Annotated in this window: 17 protein-coding genes and 1 pseudogene; 13 read left to right on the plus strand and 5 right to left on the minus strand. The window is 63.2% G+C overall.

All coding sequences use genetic code 11. The annotated features are described in order from the left end of the window. Positions 1 to 855 precede the first annotated feature (855 nt). The gene (locus ACQCSV_RS17815) at positions 856 to 1,230 is read right to left on the minus strand and encodes a helix-turn-helix domain-containing protein (RefSeq protein WP_426938897.1); all 375 of its coding nucleotides are present in this window, start codon (positions 1,228 to 1,230) and stop codon (positions 856 to 858) included. Between the two features lie 90 nt (positions 1,231 to 1,320). Between ACQCSV_RS17815 and ACQCSV_RS17820 the strand changes: the two genes are divergently transcribed. The 11 genes from ACQCSV_RS17820 (at position 1,321) to ACQCSV_RS17870 (ending at position 10,602) form a co-directional block, all read left to right on the plus strand. After that, entirely contained in the window at positions 1,321 to 2,052 is a 732-nt protein-coding gene (locus tag ACQCSV_RS17820; RefSeq protein WP_354154476.1) for an HAD-IA family hydrolase, read from the plus strand. Positions 2,053 to 2,273: 221 nt separating this feature from the next. Next, on the plus strand, positions 2,274 to 2,579 hold the full coding sequence (locus ACQCSV_RS17825; protein WP_354154475.1) for a hypothetical protein: 306 nt from the start codon (positions 2,274 to 2,276) through the stop codon (positions 2,577 to 2,579). A gap of 675 nt (positions 2,580 to 3,254) precedes the next feature. Beyond that, positions 3,255 to 3,947: an N-acetylmannosamine-6-phosphate 2-epimerase gene (locus ACQCSV_RS17830; RefSeq protein WP_354222544.1), complete on the plus strand. Its 693-nt coding sequence runs from the start codon at positions 3,255 to 3,257 to the stop codon at positions 3,945 to 3,947. 61 nt (positions 3,948 to 4,008) lie between these two features. Beyond that, positions 4,009 to 5,559: a PTS transporter subunit EIIC gene (locus tag ACQCSV_RS17835; protein ID WP_354154472.1), complete on the plus strand. Its 1,551-nt coding sequence runs from the start codon at positions 4,009 to 4,011 to the stop codon at positions 5,557 to 5,559. Positions 5,560 to 5,570: 11 nt separating this feature from the next. Beyond that, positions 5,571 to 6,041, plus strand: a complete 471-nt coding sequence (locus tag ACQCSV_RS17840) for a PTS glucose transporter subunit IIA (RefSeq protein ID WP_354154471.1) — start codon at positions 5,571 to 5,573, stop codon at positions 6,039 to 6,041. An 85-nt stretch (positions 6,042 to 6,126) separates the two neighbouring features. Next, positions 6,127 to 7,005 carry a PRD domain-containing protein gene (locus tag ACQCSV_RS17845; RefSeq protein WP_426938898.1) on the plus strand — a complete coding sequence of 293 codons (879 nt, stop codon included), beginning with the start codon at positions 6,127 to 6,129 and terminating at the stop codon, positions 7,003 to 7,005. Beyond that, positions 7,002 to 7,262 carry an HPr family phosphocarrier protein gene (locus ACQCSV_RS17850; RefSeq protein WP_354154469.1) on the plus strand — a complete coding sequence of 87 codons (261 nt, stop codon included), beginning with the start codon at positions 7,002 to 7,004 and terminating at the stop codon, positions 7,260 to 7,262. The genes ACQCSV_RS17845 and ACQCSV_RS17850 overlap by 4 nt, the downstream gene beginning before the upstream one ends. Positions 7,263 to 7,377: 115 nt before the next feature. Continuing rightward, complete coding sequence (gene nagB / locus ACQCSV_RS17855) at positions 7,378 to 8,157, plus strand: glucosamine-6-phosphate deaminase (protein WP_354222546.1); 780 nt, start codon at positions 7,378 to 7,380, stop codon at positions 8,155 to 8,157. Between the two features lie 105 nt (positions 8,158 to 8,262). Then, positions 8,263 to 8,508 carry a hypothetical protein gene (locus ACQCSV_RS17860; protein WP_354154467.1) on the plus strand — a complete coding sequence of 82 codons (246 nt, stop codon included), beginning with the start codon at positions 8,263 to 8,265 and terminating at the stop codon, positions 8,506 to 8,508. Positions 8,509 to 8,623: 115 nt separating this feature from the next. After that, on the plus strand, positions 8,624 to 9,844 hold the full coding sequence (locus tag ACQCSV_RS17865) for an IS110 family transposase (protein WP_354222548.1): 1,221 nt from the start codon (positions 8,624 to 8,626) through the stop codon (positions 9,842 to 9,844). A 185-nt stretch (positions 9,845 to 10,029) separates the two neighbouring features. Next, positions 10,030 to 10,602, plus strand: a complete 573-nt coding sequence (locus ACQCSV_RS17870) for an MOSC domain-containing protein (RefSeq protein ID WP_354154465.1) — start codon at positions 10,030 to 10,032, stop codon at positions 10,600 to 10,602. Positions 10,603 to 10,722: 120 nt separating this feature from the next. On the opposite strand, the pseudogene ACQCSV_RS17875 reads toward ACQCSV_RS17870, so the two are convergent. The 3 genes and pseudogenes from ACQCSV_RS17875 to ACQCSV_RS17885 form a co-directional block, all read right to left on the minus strand. Next, positions 10,723 to 10,971 (minus strand): annotated as a pseudogene (locus tag ACQCSV_RS17875) (VOC family protein); the annotation flags it as partial. Positions 10,972 to 11,317: 346 nt separating this feature from the next. Then, positions 11,318 to 11,557 carry a hypothetical protein gene (locus tag ACQCSV_RS17880; RefSeq protein WP_354222550.1) on the minus strand — a complete coding sequence of 80 codons (240 nt, stop codon included), beginning with the start codon at positions 11,555 to 11,557 and terminating at the stop codon, positions 11,318 to 11,320. Positions 11,558 to 11,787: 230 nt separating this feature from the next. Beyond that, entirely contained in the window at positions 11,788 to 13,275 is a 1,488-nt protein-coding gene (locus ACQCSV_RS17885; protein ID WP_354154463.1) for a DUF222 domain-containing protein, read from the minus strand. A gap of 235 nt (positions 13,276 to 13,510) precedes the next feature. Between ACQCSV_RS17885 and ACQCSV_RS17890 the strand changes: the two genes are divergently transcribed. After that, complete coding sequence (locus ACQCSV_RS17890) at positions 13,511 to 14,011, plus strand: hypothetical protein (RefSeq protein WP_354154462.1); 501 nt, start codon at positions 13,511 to 13,513, stop codon at positions 14,009 to 14,011. 92 nt (positions 14,012 to 14,103) lie between these two features. On the opposite strand, the gene ACQCSV_RS17895 is transcribed toward ACQCSV_RS17890, so the two are convergent. Continuing rightward, complete coding sequence (locus tag ACQCSV_RS17895) at positions 14,104 to 14,925, minus strand: alpha/beta hydrolase (protein ID WP_354154461.1); 822 nt, start codon at positions 14,923 to 14,925, stop codon at positions 14,104 to 14,106. A 113-nt stretch (positions 14,926 to 15,038) separates the two neighbouring features. Between ACQCSV_RS17895 and ACQCSV_RS17900 the strand changes: the two genes are divergently transcribed. Beyond that, positions 15,039 to 15,935 carry a LysR family transcriptional regulator gene (locus ACQCSV_RS17900; RefSeq protein WP_354154460.1) on the plus strand — a complete coding sequence of 299 codons (897 nt, stop codon included), beginning with the start codon at positions 15,039 to 15,041 and terminating at the stop codon, positions 15,933 to 15,935. Positions 15,936 to 16,312: the final 377 nt, after the last annotated feature.

Here is a 16,312-nt window from a genome sequence, read left to right on the forward strand (position 1 = left end):
GGTGGATCAACGCTGAGCGAGGGCCTACATCGAGCCTGAAAGCTGCGACGCTGTGGCCCGAGCAGCGGTACTGGTCTGGCCGGCGCTGTGGTCGGCAATGACGGAGGTCCGGCCGCAGTGCGGACACGTCGTTTCGCCGAGACCAGTGGGATCAGAGCAGTGCAGTCCGCCTCGATAGAAATAGTCCCGTGCGTGCCCGTGACTGTCCTCAACATGCTGAACGTCATAGTCGGCCACCCAAGCGTGGTCACAACCAGTGCAAGTGAAAACGAACCGTTCGAACGAAATTTCCTTAAGAATCATGCTGTTCTACTTTCGGTCTGCCCAATAATTTAGAGTGCGAAGGACCGCTGGCTACAAGGCCAGCCCGGCCCTACCCGAGCCCTCCTGATGTGATGTCGGTCACGGAAGCTCGTTCCAGAGCCAAAGCTACGCCTCAAAATTCATTTAGTCGAGACCTTTTAAAGATAAATCTTCATGCGGGCACTTCTTTACATTTAGGTCTGCAATGCGGGAGATGTGAGGTGTGTCAAGGATGTGAAAAAGGCGAGTCCCTCTGCGACATCCGCCTCGACTTGATCATTCCCACCGGCAAACGCAAAGGCCGCAACCCCAGCCTGGCTAGCATCCAGGGGCGCTCACCGAGCACGAGAAACGTCAGGCCTACCCCGAAGCTGTTGTCCAGGCCCACGCCGACTTCGCCACGCTCCAGCCGAGCACCTGACGCGACGGAACGCCGTGGTCAGCCATATCCGCCCAATTTTCGGCGAGTACTACGGCGACCCCCATTAAGGCCCGGTCCTCCTGAAGGTGTCGTGAACCGCCAAGTTTGCTTTTAGAGGGCGGGTGTCATTTTCAAAAGTCTTTTGCACGGGTGAGTTGATTTTCCGGGGTGGTGCATGTGACTGCTGAGCGGTGGGTTTTCCGTACTTGTCTGCACAATGCGTCCATTTGCTCAGTACACGCATGCACGATTCGACTGCGTTGCAACTGGGGGCCTGGTTGAAGGTATTGGTAGACGGTTTGGCGGCTGACCCCGAATTCCCGGGCGAGTGCGGCTTTCGCCTCGCCGGCAACGGCACGTCGCACCAGGTCGGCCGCCTGCCGGGCTTTCAGCGCTTTGCCCCTGCCTTTGTATACGCCGGCTTTCTTGGCTAGGGCGATCCCTTCGCCCAGTAAACGAGGACGATGCCACGTCCCCAGAGGGTACTTTAGAGATACAAGCCACATAAGGGCTACATTTGTCTTCGGATGGGCGAATCCACAGGCGACAACCCTAAAATCTATGTCCGAGTGCCGAGAATGAAAGACACCGCATCCATGACCCCCTTGAATGACCGCACCATCCTTGTCTCCGAAGCCAAGGCCGCTGAGGTGAGCCGGCCTTTGCGGCCCGTAATCGGACAGACGTTTGACGCTGTCTTGTTCGATATGGATGGCACCCTCATTGATTCGACCCCCGCGGTGCTTCGGTCCTGGCTCGCGTGGTGTTCCGCATATGGACTCGACCCATCCTTCCTCGACGGCGCCCACGGCCAGCCAGCACGGGATATTGTGGCTTCTCTGGTCCCGCCCGAAGAGTTCGACGCAGCCTTTGAGCGCATTCAACGACTTGAAATCACCGAGGTCGGCGGTATCACTGTCCTTCCGGGGGCCGCCGAAGCGCTCTCGGCGATCGGGGAATATCGCAAAGCGATTGTTACCTCGTGTACGCGGGCCCTGGCCGCGGTACGAATCACTGCTTCCGGGCTGGTGCCGCCCCGCGTGGTAGTCACCGCCGACGATGTCAAACGCGGCAAACCGGACCCCGAACCCTTCGCGCTCGGCGCCCGACGGTTGGGCTTCGAGCCCGGCCGCTGCCTCGTCGTTGAAGACGCATCGGCTGGCCTGCGCTCCGCGCATAATGCCGGCTGCACGACCCTGGCGGTGGCGGGCACACACCCCGCGGTGGATCTATGTGCCGATCTCATCATTACCAGTCTGATTGAACTCGAATTCTCGGCAACGGCCAGCGGCATCCACATCGCGCGGCGCGCGTCCCCAGGCGGGTAATTCCGCCGACTCCCACCAGAGTCCACGGAGCTCCGGTACAGCCGGGTAAGCGACGCGTCCCTTCCGATCCGGACAGGATGCCCGGTTACCCTCGCCCCGACACGCGGCCAGCGCCCGATCTCATCGAAGACGATCACCCGAACGCTAGTACGGGGACTGTGGAAATAGCGGTGCATCCGGCCCGACACGCCAGGCTGTGAGTCTGGCGGGAAGGAGCCGATATGACGGCGCCACTGGGTGCCGTAAAAAACACGGAGACCGCTACGAAAAAGAACGAGACTTCCGAGGCTGATGCGGCCCGGCCGAAACTCCCCGTACTTCACCAACAACCGGATACCGCCAAGGAATTCATCCATTCCTACCCAGAACTGAATTGTCGCTTTCGTGACTTCATCGATTCCGGGAGTGTGCGCGCCTTTGTTGCCCGCACCGCGTTGCCACGCCACACGCAAGAAATCAGGGTCGTGCACCAGGTTGAACAGGTCATCAAACCTCAGGCCAGAATCGCCTCTGGCCCACCGATGTAGTTTCGTCTGCATCCGCTGTACTTTCATCTGGGCACCATCGATTCGCGCCCACATGTCCTCACTGGTATTCACCGGTGAACCTCCAACGATTACAACAACTCCGCTACCTGACACACTGCCGCCCTTCGCCATGTGGCCGGCTTTCCCAGCCTCGGACTACTACGACGGCGCTGCCCCGGATGCGCCCTTCGACAGGCATCGCATCTATCCGCCAACTCGCTCGGAGTTAATGGAGCGGAACGCATTTCCTTGGTTTGAGCAGGCCTACATTTCAAGAGGCGTAACGACACCGGTTCCTCGCGTATACCTTCTCGTCTCGCCCACCGGACCCGGCCCATCAAGGAATCCTGAACCGTCCCGACTTTGTCACGGCTGCTCCCACCTTCACCACCAATCCGTCGATCAGGCTGCCGTCAGCTTCAGCCAGCAACTACGACTACCAGCCGACGAAGGCCTTCCACCTCCATTCGAAATACAAGCGCCTCGTGGCGCACCACCGTTAATGAGGAATCCCACGCGAAGGGGTGACGAAACCGGGTAAGCGGGTGTATGTTTTACCAACGCGGTCTTTCGCGTAAGTCATCGGGATTGTAACTTTCGGCAAAACCTGAGACGGAAGTTCATGTGCGGTCTTGTGCATGGACAACTACGTCTTTCAGCGTCCGAGGAGTTCCGATGACAATCCCTTTTCTTGTAGACGGCCTGCGCGGCGGTCTTGTTGTGTCCTGCCAGGCATTGCCGGGCGAGCCATTGTTCATTGCCGAAGGCGGAGTCATGCCGCTCCTGGCGGCAGCTGCCGAGCAGGGAGGGGCGGTTGGGATCCGCTGCAACTCTGCGCGTGACGTCCGCGAAGTCAAGGCATCTGTCGGGCTCCCTGTGATCGGGCTCATCAAGAAGCAATACCCGCCGTACGAGCCCTACATCACTGCAACCATGGCCGAGGTGGAAGCTCTCGTGGCCGCGGGTGCAGACATCGTGGCTTTGGACTGCACTCACCGTGAACGTGTTGATAGGCTCAGCCCCGCCGGGTTTATCGCGCAGATCCGGACTGAACACCCGGGCCTGGCCCTCATGGCAGACATCGCCACGCTCGATGAAGGTCTGGCAGCGGCAGAAGCCGGCGTCGACTTTGTCGGGACTACGCTCAGCGGCTATACGCCGCAGTCCCAAGGGGCACCAGCCCCAAATTTTGGACTGGTCGAACAGCTGGTAGTTGGAACCGCGGTGCCTGTCATCGCTGAGGGCCGAATCCGTACCCCGCAGCAAGCCCGCCAGATGCTTGACCTTGGCGCCTTCTGCGTGGTGGTCGGCGGTGCGATTACCAGGCCCCTGGAAATCACTGCGGACTTCGTCAAGGCCTTCGCCTAAACCTCACCCCCTTCCCTTCATGCGCGACGTCGTCGTCGCGCCGGAAATGAAAGTAGTCACCATGTTCAAGCAACTTCAAAAGGTCGGCAAGGCATTCATGTTGCCGATCGCTATCCTTCCGGCCGCCGGGCTCCTGCTCGGCATCGGCGGCGCGTTGTCCAATCCCAACACGGTCCAGGCCTTCCCGGCGTTGAACAACCCGACTCTGCAGGGCATATTCGGAGTCATGTCCGCCGCGGGGGCGACGGTCTTTACTAACCTTGCCCTGTTGCTGTCGATTGGTCTCTGCATCGGACTGGCGAAGCGCGATAAGGGCACCGCTGCGTTGGCCGGCGTCGTGGGCTATCTGGTCATGACCGCCACCATCAAAGCGATGCTGGACATCTTCAGGCCAGGGGCCGAACCTGTAGACACCGGCGTAGTCGGCGCATTGGTCATTGGCGCCGTCGCCGTTTTCTTGCACAACCGTTACCGCAACATCGAATTGCCGGCCTTCCTTGGATTCTTCGGCGGGTCCCGCTTTGTGCCGATCGTGACAGCCTTCGCCGCCATCTTCGTAGGTATCTTTTTCTTCCTCGCCTGGCCGCCCATCCAGCAGGGAATGGTTTCAGCCGGCACCTGGGTGGCTGGCCTTGGCCCAGTAGGGACGTTCTTCTACGGCTTCTTTATGCGCCTCAGCGGCGCGGTAGGCCTTCACCACATGATCTACCCCTTGTTCTGGTTCACCCCATTGGGCGGAACCGAGCTGGTTAATGGAGTGTCCGTGTCGGGCGCCCAGAAGATCTTCTTCGCACAGCTGGCTGATCCTAACCACGTTGGAATGTTCACCGAAGGCACCCGTTACTTCGCCGGCCGCTTCGCCACGATGATGTTCGGCCTCCCGGCCGCGTGCCTGGCAATGTGGCACTGCGTCCCCAAGGGCCGACGCGCCAAGTACACCGGCCTATTCCTCTCTGTTGCGCTCACCTCCTTCATCACCGGCATTACCGAGCCCATCGAGTTCATGTTCCTGTTCGTCGCGCCGCTGCTGTACGTGTTCCACGCCTTCCTCGACGGTGTCTCCTTCTTCCTCGCCGATATCCTGAACATCCGCCTCGGCAACACCTTCTCCGGCGGCGCGATCGACTTCACGCTCTTCGGTATATTTCAAGGCAACGACCGGACCAACTGGCTGCTCGTGCTGCCCATCGGCGCGGTCTGGTTCGCCCTGTACTATTTCTCCTTCCGATTCGCGATCAAGCGGTTCAAGATTGGCACCCCCGGGCACCTGGAGGACACCATCTCCAGTGATGCAGAACCGGAAGCCCAGGGCCAGGAAGAGCCTGCCCTCGTGCCGGCAACGGTCGGCCGCCGTGGCGAAAGCACAATCAATGCAGAAGCCGCCAAGGTCTTGGCAGCCCTCGGCGGTGCCGCCAACCTTGAAGAGGTAGACGCATGCATAACACGCCTCCGCGTATCTGTGAAGGACCCCGCCCAGGTTGATAAGCCCGCGCTGCGAAAGCTTGGAGCTGCGGACGTGTTTGAAGTCCGGGGCGGCGTGCAGGCGGTCTTCGGCGGCAAAGCCATCTTGTACAAAAACGCAATCAATGAGAGTCTCGGCCTCGACGACTGAAGGAGCACGCCATGCTGAACCCATTCAAGAAAAAGAGCGAGTCCATCTACAGCCCCGTCTCAGGGCGAATCGTCTCCCTCGACGAGGTCCCGGACCCCGTCTTCGCAAAGCGCTCTGTCGGCGACGGATTCGCCATCGAGCCGACCGACGGATCCTTCCGTAGCCCCGCGGACGGCGAACTGGTCCTGGTGGCCAAGACACTGCACGCGTTCGCCGTCCGTACCCACGAAGGAGCGGAGATCCTGGTCCACATCGGAATCGACACCGTCACCCTCAAAGGCGAGGGATTCACCGGTCACCGGCAGGCCGGGGACATGGTCTTCCGCGGTGACCTCATCATCAGCTGCGACCTCGACGACCTCAGGACAAAGGTGCCCTCCATGGTGACCCCCGTCCTGCTGACCAACGGCACCAAATTCTCTATGAGCTCACCGGAGTTCCAGGCCAACGGTGCGTCCGTGATCACGGTCCGGCGGAAATAAGGGAGCCAACCATGGAAGTAACGACACGCTGCGGGGACTTCGAGGAAACTCACTGCCACAGACCGGGCCACCGTGTCCAGGACCAATGGCCAGCGACGTGACGGCATCGACGCAGGCCAGCATCAAGCGCGTCTACAACAACAACGTCGTACTCGCGATCGAAACGGACGCCACCGAGGTGGTGCTGCTGGGCAAAGGCATCGGTTTTCAGCGTCGCCCCGGCGAGACCGTCGATACTTCCCTGGCCGATCAACGTTTCGTCGCTGAGGGGCCCTACCGGGCCCCTCAGCTGGCAGGCTTGCTCAGCGACGCACCCGCTGACCAGATCACACTGGCCCAAACCATCACCGAACTGGGACATGCAACTCTTGGCCTGGAACCGCGACAATCGCTCATGATCCCCGTCCTTGACCACCTCACGTTCGCAGTACGCCGGGCTCAAGAAGGCACCCACATCGACTTCCCACTCCGGTGGGAGGTAGCCCAGCTCTACCCGGCAGAAGCAGCGTTAGGCTGCCACGTTGTGACCCTGGTGAACGAACGCCTAAAGGTCCAGCTGCAGGAAGATGAATGGGTCGCGTTCGCACTGCACTTCGTCAACCAGCAGTGGACCAAAGGAGACTTCTCCAAAACCGTCGCCATGACCGAAACCATCAGCCGGGTCTTTCTCCGGCTGGCCGAACGCTGGGGCACACCGATCGATGAGAACGCAAGCAGCGCGGCGCGTTTCGTGACACACCTGCGCTATGTATTCGCCCGGGCCGCCAGCGGCAAACAACTCAACACCTCCCGCCTGGACGTGCTCACAGCCGTACGTCAGGCCTATCCGGAGGCCGCCGAGGCCGCCCTGGACATAGCCGAGCTGATCGGCAAAGCAATTAACCGGGTCATCAGCGACGACGAAATTTCATACCTCGCCCTTCACACAACACGCCTCTACGCCGAAATGAAAGAGCAACAATGACCAGCAAGACTGTAACCGTCGGGTCGTCCGTCGGCCTTCACGCCCGTCCTGCCGCACAGATGGCGCAAGCAGCCGCAGCCTACGACGAGGAAATCACCCTTACACTCCCCGGCAAACCGCCCACCGACGCCGACTCCTCCCTCATGATCATGATGCTGGGAGCAACCCACGGTGACACCATTACGGTAGCTTCCGACGATCCCGCCGCCGTTGAAGCGATCACGGCTCTCATCGGCAGTGAGCTGGACGTCGCATAGCTGCATAAGCACCGACGCAGGTTACGTCCCCGGCGTATGACAGAGGGCCGCAACTTTGGACTTCATTCGCCCGCCCTTAACAGGAGCGACGGCAACCGAAAGGCACCCACACCGTATGGAAATCATCATCCTTCCCACCCCTGCCGACGTAGCCCGCACGGCTGCCGACGTTATCGAACAGCTGGTTCGGCGTGGCCCGTCCGTTCTTGGGCTGGCCACCGGCTCCACCCCGCTTGGAACCTACCGGGAGCTCACCGAGCGGCACCGGAGCCGCGGCCTGAGCTTTGCTCAGGCGCAGGCATATCTCCTGGACGAATATGTGGGCCTGCCCACCGCGCACCCGCAGTCCTACCACTCGGTCATTCGGGACGAATTCACCGACAGCGTCGACTTCCGCGCCGGCAGCGTGCACGGGCTCAACGGCATGGCTGAGGACCTGGAGGCAGAAGCTGCCCAGTACGAGGCTCGGATCACTTCAGCTGGTGGGGTGGACGTTCAGCTCCTTGGTATCGGAACCGACGGACACGTAGGTTTCAATGAGCCTATGTCATCGCTCGGTTCCCGCACCCGGATCAAGACCCTCACCCGGCAGACCCGCGAAGACAACGCCCGCTTCTTTGACAGCTCGGACGATGTTCCAAACCACGTCCTGACCCAGGGCCTGGGCACCATCCGGGAGGCACGGCACCTGCTGCTGCTCGCCATGGGTGAGGCCAAAGCAGAAGCCATCGCCGCTGCGGTGGAGGGTCCAGTTGCCGCTAATTGCCCGGCCTCCGCGCTCCAGTTGCACCCGCACGTCTCCGTCCTAGTGGACGAAGCAGCGGCCTCCCGGCTGGCGCACCGCGAGTACTACACAGACACGTTTGGCCGTAAACCGGCGTGGCAGGGACTCTAATTCCGGGATCCGCAGAGAGCCTCGGACGGGTTCGTCAACCGGGACCTGCGCGCACTCACCGCACAGCTACGTGGAACCGACCCCGGCACCGTTACAGTCGGGCAGATGACCTATGACCTGCGCCGGCCTCGCCACCACGGACTCATCGAACGCAACACACACTCCCATCGCTACCGGGTCACCGACACCGGCCTTTCCACCGCAATGTTCATCAGCGCCGTTCACGACCGGCGGCTCCCCACCGGCCTGGCCGACCTGGAAACCCCGGTACCAACGAGGCTGCGGGCCGCCACGCGCTCCTACCAAACAACGATCGGCAACCTCACCCACATCACGGGACTGACCGCATGAGACCGAACCTGACCCAGCCACCAAAAACACGACCCAAACATCACGGGTTCGCCGACTTAGCCTTCTAGCCTTTGTGTCCCCTGCGGGACGCCCGTTCCGGGCTGAAAATGGTGCCGTGGCCGCCTGTCAACGCCGTGCCTTCCCCGCGGAGGGGAACTCGAAGAAGCGGTTGCAGGAGGTGTCCACGCATTCGACGATGAGCCGGTCGGTGGCGGAGCTGGCCAACCATCTGGTGGAGCTCCGGGTCGAGCGGGTGGTGATGGAGGCAACCTCCGATTATTGGAAGCCGGTGTTCTATCTCCTGGAGGCGCATGGGCTCGAGCCATGGCTGGTCAACGCGCGCGACGTCAGGCATTTGCCGGGACGTCCGAAAACTGACGTGCTCGACTCGGTCTGGCTATGCAAAGTCGCCGAGCGGCAGATGCTCCGTCCCAGTTTCGTCCCGCCTGCCCCGATCCGCCGGCTGCGGGACCTGACCCGGTACCGGATCGATCTGGTCGGGACCCGCACGGCGGAGAAGAACCGGGTCGAGAAGCTTCTTGAGTACGCGTGCATCAAGCTCTCTGTCGTGGCCTCGGACATTTTCGGGGTTTCCGGCCGGGAGATGATGGCAGCGCTCATAGACGGCGAACGGAACCCGAAGGTCCTCGCGCAGCTGGCACGGGCAAGCATGCGCAGGAAGATCAGCGAACTCGAGGAGGCGTTCACTGGCCTCTTCGATGACCACCACGCCTTCCTGCTGGCCCGGATGCTGTCCAGGATCGACGGCATTGATGCTGATATCGCCGCGGTCGATGAACAGATCGAGGCGCAGCTTGCCCCTTTCGCGGTAGCGGCGGAGCGTCTGGATGAGATCCCGGGCATCGGCCCCGTTGCCGCCGCGATCATTCTGGCCGAAATCGGGGTCGACATGTCCCGGTTCCCGACCGCGGGACACCTGTGTTCCTGGGCGAAGTTCTCCCCGGGCATCAACTCCTCTGCCGGGAAGACCAAGGGCAGCGGGTCGACCGGGCACGGCAACCGCTATCTCGCCCGGATCCTGGGCGAGGCCGCCGTCGGTGCCGGCAGAACGGATACCTTCCTCGGCGAACGCCACCGGAGGCTGGCTAGGCGGCGGGGCAAGAAACGCGCCATCGTCGCCATCGGCCGTTCCATCCTGGTCATCAGTTGGCACCTCCTGAAGGACCCGGATGCACGGTTCCATGACCTCGGTGTCGATCACTTCAGCCGCCGCACGAACCCGGACACCAGCAAACGCAATCACGTCCGCCAACTCGAAGCCCTCGGCTACACCGTCACCTTGACCCCGCAGCCTGACACCCACCCATATCGATAGCGCCGACCAACCGCCACACAGTGACGGGCACATCCCTACGCGCCAGCCGCCTTCAGCGCACCTCCATTTTCGGATCAGGCAAGGAAGCGGGCGACGGCGGAACCTCCCGCCGTCGTCCGCTTGCGTTTGGGGTCGTTCCCCCATCGCGCCGACCAGCTGGCCTCGGGGCGCGGTAGTTTGGTGGCATGACGGAAAGCTACCGGTATGACGTCGAGGTCCTGCATCTGCTGGTCTCGTCGGCGCACGCGTACTTCGGCCGGGCCCGCGAGGGTGCCGCGGATGTCCCCACCACGGATGCCGCGCGAGCCGAACTCGTGGCGGGCAAGGGCATCATCGGTGACCGGTTCTTCGGCAAGGCCGCACACATGGACGCGGCAGTCACGCTGTTTGCCATCGAGTCCCTTGAGGCCATCGCCGCAGAGCTGGGAACGGAGCCGTTTGACCCGCTCCTGACGCGGCGCAACGTTGTGCTCCGAGGGGCCCATCTGGCCCCGTTGCTGGGACACGACTTCACCCTGGAATCCCGGGGTGACCTGGTTCGCCTAACGGCCGGGCGGCCCGCACACCCGTGCGTCTGGATGGATGCGATGCTTGCCCCGGGCGCGCACAATGCAATGCGCGGGCGCGGCGGCGTGCGGTGCCGGGTAATTTCCGACGGCGTCCTGCACCGCGGACCGGCGGTGCTGGTCAGCCCTGTGCCGCTCGAGCCCGAGCGCGCCGGCGAGGCCACGGTTTTGCGGGCGTCGCGGCTGCCCTAGCTTAACGGCACCCTGGTGCGAGAGTCGGCCGCTGGCAGTTGAGACGTGCTGCTCCACCAGCACCGGGTTGCCGTCCGGGTCCACAACGATAAAGCTCCCCGGCCCGGTTGTAGCTTCAACGGCTTCGGACACGAACTCCGCGCTCTGGGCCTTGAGTTCCCGCTGGAGGTCGCGCACATCAGTGAAGGAATCCAGCACTTCAGCGTTCTGGCTCCAGCCCGGGTTGAACGTCAGCATGTTCTGCTCAAACATCCCCTGGAAGAGGCCAATTACGGTCTCGCCGTTCTTGAGGATCAGCCAGTTCTGGGTGATGTCGCCACCGAAACTGGTGAAGCCCAGTTTCTCGTAAAACGCAGCTGACGCCGCGATGTCCTTTGACGGTGAGGCTGATCGAAAAGGCCCCGAGCTGCATGGGTAAGTCCACTCTCAGGGGGGACGGATGTTCCGATGATACCCACACACCCATGCGCACGACGGCGGGAGGTCCCGCCGTCGTCCGCCCTCTGACTATCCCCGCTCGAGCCGCGCGGCCTTGGACGTCCAGTCCCACTCGTGCAGCGACTCGAAGCCGTCGAGGAGGAGGTTCAGGGCGGACTCGACCTCTGCCATCGACAGGACTTACAAGCTCGCCGACGTCGTCGAGGTCCACCGCTTCGTGGACACCGGACGCAAGCAGGGCACTGTGGTCCTGCGCGTTAGGTAGCGTGCCTCCGGATTATTTCTCCTCTGGGGATCCTTCGCCCTCGATGTCCAGGGGACCCGCCTCTTCGGGCTCAGACACTGCATCCTGGTGCGGATCGTCCTTGTGGCGGGCTTCCTCGAGGTGCTGCTCCAGTTTTTCTTCCGACTCCCGGCGGCGTTGACCTACGGTCCGCATTTGTTGCGTTGTCGGAGCGGCGTGGGCGTGCTGGTGCGGGCCGTGATCCTGCGGGCCGTCAGCGATTTTCTCAGTCATACTGAAATCGTCCCACCGCGCGTCAGTGTCGGGAAGGCGCCGCTTCATGTGCAACCGAACGACATGTCCAACCCGGACGACGGCGGGAGGGCCCGCCGTCGTCCGCGTGTCTCTGGCGCCCGCAGCGGATTGCCGGGCTCCGGGGTTGCGATCACCGACGGCGGAAACCCGGAGGCAGGCTGGGGCAAGCACTGCGCAGGGTGCAGTCGCACGCTGCTCCTGGGCACCCGTCAGGCGGTGGAGTGGAGGAACCGTTCCACCCCGTCCTCTCCCAGAGAGAGCCCGGTGTGAACAAAATCCGGATCGCCGCGACCTTCACGCAGCGCTGGGAGCCGGCACCCGTTCCCGCTCGCTTGCGGGTTTGGTTCCGTAGGCCAAGGTGGTGGTTCCCAGTCCTGGTGTTCACTCTTGTAGTGCCGGCCAGTGGGTGATATCCAGCCAGGTGGTTCGTTCTTGGTGCCTGGCGTGGGTTTCCATGCGCTCGTGTGTCTCAAGCGGTGATGTTTGGGGCAGGGTTGACCCAAATTCGATACGCCGGTAGTTCCGCCCTTGGCCCAGGCAAGGAGGTGATCTGCTTCGTTGTCCAGTGAATGGTTGGAACATCCAGGGAAGGGGCACTTGCCGTCGCGTAGCCGGAGCCAGTGCCGCATGGCCTTGGTGAGACGGTAGTTGGCGCGGCCGATCTCCAGGGGCGCCCCGTCCCGCGGGTCAACCAGGACCCGGTAGAACGAATCGGACCCGTTCGCCACGAGGTCCCTGGCCATCGATGCCGGGATCGGACCGTAGCCGTCAAGCATCGCCGGTTCCTCGGTAGCGCCGAGCAGGGAAAACACCGGCACCGTCACGAGGACGTGAGCCCGCGGTGGCGGAACCTGCCCGGGAGCATGTCCTGCCGGGTTCCGGTTGCCGAGGAGGGCGGCGGCGAAGATGTCGGCCCGGAGCTGTGTGAGGGTCAGGGGCTCGTCCGGGCCCTGCAGACCGCGGGCGATCGCGGTGGTCCGGTTCCAGATCCCGGCCGCCTGGTCCGCGGGGAGGTAGGCCGAGAGCCAGGCCATCCCGTCCTGATCAGGGGCGTACTCGACCCGACGGTCCAGGACACCCTTTGCGTGCCGCTTCTCAATACTCTCCGTATGGTGACGTTCCCGCCAGATACGGGACCTGTGACGGAACCGGGACGCTGGCATTTCCCCTGCGGGACAACCACCGGCCGCGTTCGGCTCATTCGGGTCCAGAAAGTGGGCTTCCAAGGCCGCGGCACCGGCCCGGTCAAGGGTTGCGGCTTCATCCACCATGGCCCGCGCGTGCTGCCACGAAATATTGCCCGCCTGCAGCGCGGACAGGGTCAGCGGCAATGCAGTCATGAGCATTTGTGACTGGTTCAGCAACGCACCCGCAGCCCGGTCACCGATGGTCAGCGCGCACGCAACCTCCGCGGTCACCGCCATCTCCTGCAGCTGCACCGGCGCACCCGGCGAAGCGACAGCTTGGACGGTGTCCGCATATTCCACGGCGGCCCGGGCCTTCAGAGCAGCCATCCGCGCCTCCACTCCCGCCGCGCCGGAGAGGATGTCCAGGCACCTATCGCCCAGTCCACCCAAAAGATCAGCCTCCGATGACGCTTCAGAACCGGACCCGCCAGCCCCGTTCAGGACGGAATTCAGCACAGCGATGGCAGCAATGATGTCCGCATATGCCTTCGCCACCGCCGCGTTTCCCATGTCTTCATCATCTAGTGAGGGTCTGACATTTAAGCGAGGATGGATTGGGGCGTGGGGCCCAAACGGGAGCCGGTCCTTGGCAATCGATGCAACCGCCCGGACCATTTCTCTGTTGTGAAGCCAGGGTCCCCGCCGGCCCAGGTCTCCTCGGACTGAGAAACGCGCCGTGGCGGGACGGCGCCACGAACGACGGCGCGAGGCCCCGCCGTCGTACGGCACGTGGAAGTATTCAGGTATGACTATCGATAATGATGCTGCCAACACTCCGGCGCCAATGGACTCACACGGTACCGACGCCCCGACCGAAGCCAGCCGCGGTTGGGACCACGTCGGCGCCATCATTGTCGATTCCACGCTCCAACGACGGCAGAACTACAACGAAACCGTCAAGCCTCGCGTCGAAGCCCTGGTCGAGGAATGGCCGGATGCCGCCACGACGAGCGGGTTCCGGCAGCACCTGAATACGGGGAAGCTCTCCGAAGTCATCGACTGGCCGTCGCCTGGCCGCCTGGCCCAAGTAGAGGACATCACGCGCGTGTTCGAGCGTCTCGGCATCGAAACGGTAGCGGAACTCCGCGGCGCGCTCAGTGATCAGACCAAGGGTGCCGTCCTTAGGGAAGCCTTAGCGGAGGTGCGGCACGTCAGTCCCAAAACGCTGGATTACATTGGCACGCTGAGCGGGATCTCAACGGGCGCGGACGTCGGCCAGGCCCCCCGCATCGAGGACTTGCCCTAACGGGAGATCACGGCGGTAGTCCTGTTTAACAGCTGTTCTGCTCCTCTAAAAGTGCTCCTTTAAAAGCACCCATCCGGCGCAAAATATGGTTCTCAGTCGTACTGAGGGACTGCCGAAAACATCCCGTCGATTGCTGCGGCCAGTTCCACGGGCTGGTCAAGGAAGCCCATGTGCCCGCCGGCTACCGTCCGGCGGGCAACGCCGGCACGGGAAGCGATCCACTCTGCTGCCTCCACGAAGAACGGCGCTGTCTGCTCCGCACTGAGCACTGCCAGCGGCACGCTCGAGCCTGCCATGGCCTCCGGTCCGGGCAGCCAGGAAGCAAAGGCGCCGAACTCCGCTTCAAGCAGGACCCTGGCGTTGGCCCGGAGTGCTTCGATGAAGTCCGGCGACAGGAGCGCAGCGGCGTCCCCTGCTGCGAACCGGACGAAGGCTTCGGCTCCGCCGGCAAGGCCGTCTGTCTCCATGCCTGCCGCGATAATCGGCTGCACCGATGCCATGGCGTCGTCGGGATTGGCCAGAACGCTCAGGAGTGCCGGCTCATGCAGCACCGCACCGGAAAACAGGCTGGGAGCCTTCAGGACGGCGGCCAGCGCTATCAGCGCTCCGGTGCTGTTTCCATACACGACGCAGCGTTCCGTCCCGAGCGTCTCCAACAGGGCAATGATGTCGCCGGCGTGCTGCTCAACGGAGGTCTCCGCCCAGTCCTGCTGCAGGGGGCTGCGCCCGTTGTTCCTGCGGTCATAGGCGATGACCGTATGGTTTTCGGCCAAGAGCCGGGCCATCTCAACGTACTGCCGGGCGTCACCTCCGGCGCCGGGGACCAGCAGCACTGGCGCCCCGTGGCCTGCCACGTCAACGTGGATCGTGGTGCCGTTGGCTTCCACCAAGGCAACTCCTTCAACTGTGCTCATCGTCTTCACCTTTCCGAATGCGGTTTGTCCTTCACTTCCATTGGACGCCCGGGCGCGCTCCGGCGTCCAAGACCGCTATGGACTCGGACGATCACAAATTTTTATGATGGGGCATGGAGATCCGCCAACTCCGGCGATTCCTTGTGCTGGCTGAGGAACTGCACTTCGGCAAAGCCGCCGCCCGGCTCCACATCGCCCAGCCGGCGCTGAGCCAGGAGCTCAAGTCCTTGGAAAGAGCACTCGGACTCCGGCTCCTGGACCGGACACACAACCACGTTGCGCTCACAGATGCCGGCCGCCGCCTGAAGGACGAAGCAGAACGTATTATCCAGTCCCACGACGCCGCGGTAACGGCCATGGACGAACTCCGCAGTCCCACACGCGGCACACTCAAACTGGGGGTGGCAGTGGGCGTAGCGTACCCGCTGCTGGCGGAACTGCTCAGCGGACTCGGTTCGGCTGAGGTCGCGCCGGAGGTAGACGTCAAACCGGCGGCGGCGAGGGAGGGCGTCCTGAAGCTTCTCGCCGGGGACTTTGATGCGATTTTCATCCATGCAGTGCCACCCCGCGATGAACGGCTGGGCGTGCTGACCCTGGAATCGGAGCCAATGGGTGTTGCCGTTCCGTCCGGCAGCCGGCTGGCCGGCCTGGCGGCCGTGGGCCCCGAGGATCTGAACGGGCAGGCGCTGATCTGGTTACAGCGCGACGGCGACCCCGACGTTCGCGAGCGGGTACTCGGCCTGATGATGGACGGCGGGATGCTCCCCGGCCCGCACCGCTGGTCGCCAAGCATCGCAACCACCATGAGCCTGGTGTCTGCCGGTCTTGGCGTGTCCTTCAAAGTGCCGCACCAGGTGGTGCCCGGCGATCCGCCCGGCGTCGTGTGGCGCCCGTTTGCCGGGGTGTCCTATCCCGTGCCCACTGTGCTGGTCTGGCTCCGGAACGACTCCTCGCCCTTGGTCACTCAGCTGGTTGCCCAGGCCCGGCGGTACGTGGCGAAGCAAGCGTAACTGCGGCGTTCCGGCGCCTCAGGTGGGGCCGGTGCACACTTAGCGTGTGAAGCCGATTCTGCTGCTTGCATCCCTCGCTGAGGACGCCGCCGCCGGGGGGGGGGGGGGGGGGGGGGGGGGAGAGTACCAGGCGTATCTTCGTTTTGGCGGCCTGGCTCCGGACCAGCTGAAACGCATCAGGATGGAAGCGGCACCCTTGCCGGTGAACCTCGCAAGAATCAGGCCGCTACCCAGGACTTTGCATTAGCCCTGCTCACCCTGCATACAACGACGCTTCCTCCCGCCGTCGGCCGGCCCCCGCGCCGAGGGTAAGAAGGCTACGTCGCCGTCCAGCGTGTCGCAGCCCGGACCCGTCGCCAGTTGGCGCCGATACTGCC

It is taken from the genome of Pseudarthrobacter sp. S3 (assembly GCF_050156905.1).
Classification (GTDB): domain Bacteria; phylum Actinomycetota; class Actinomycetes; order Actinomycetales; family Micrococcaceae; genus Arthrobacter.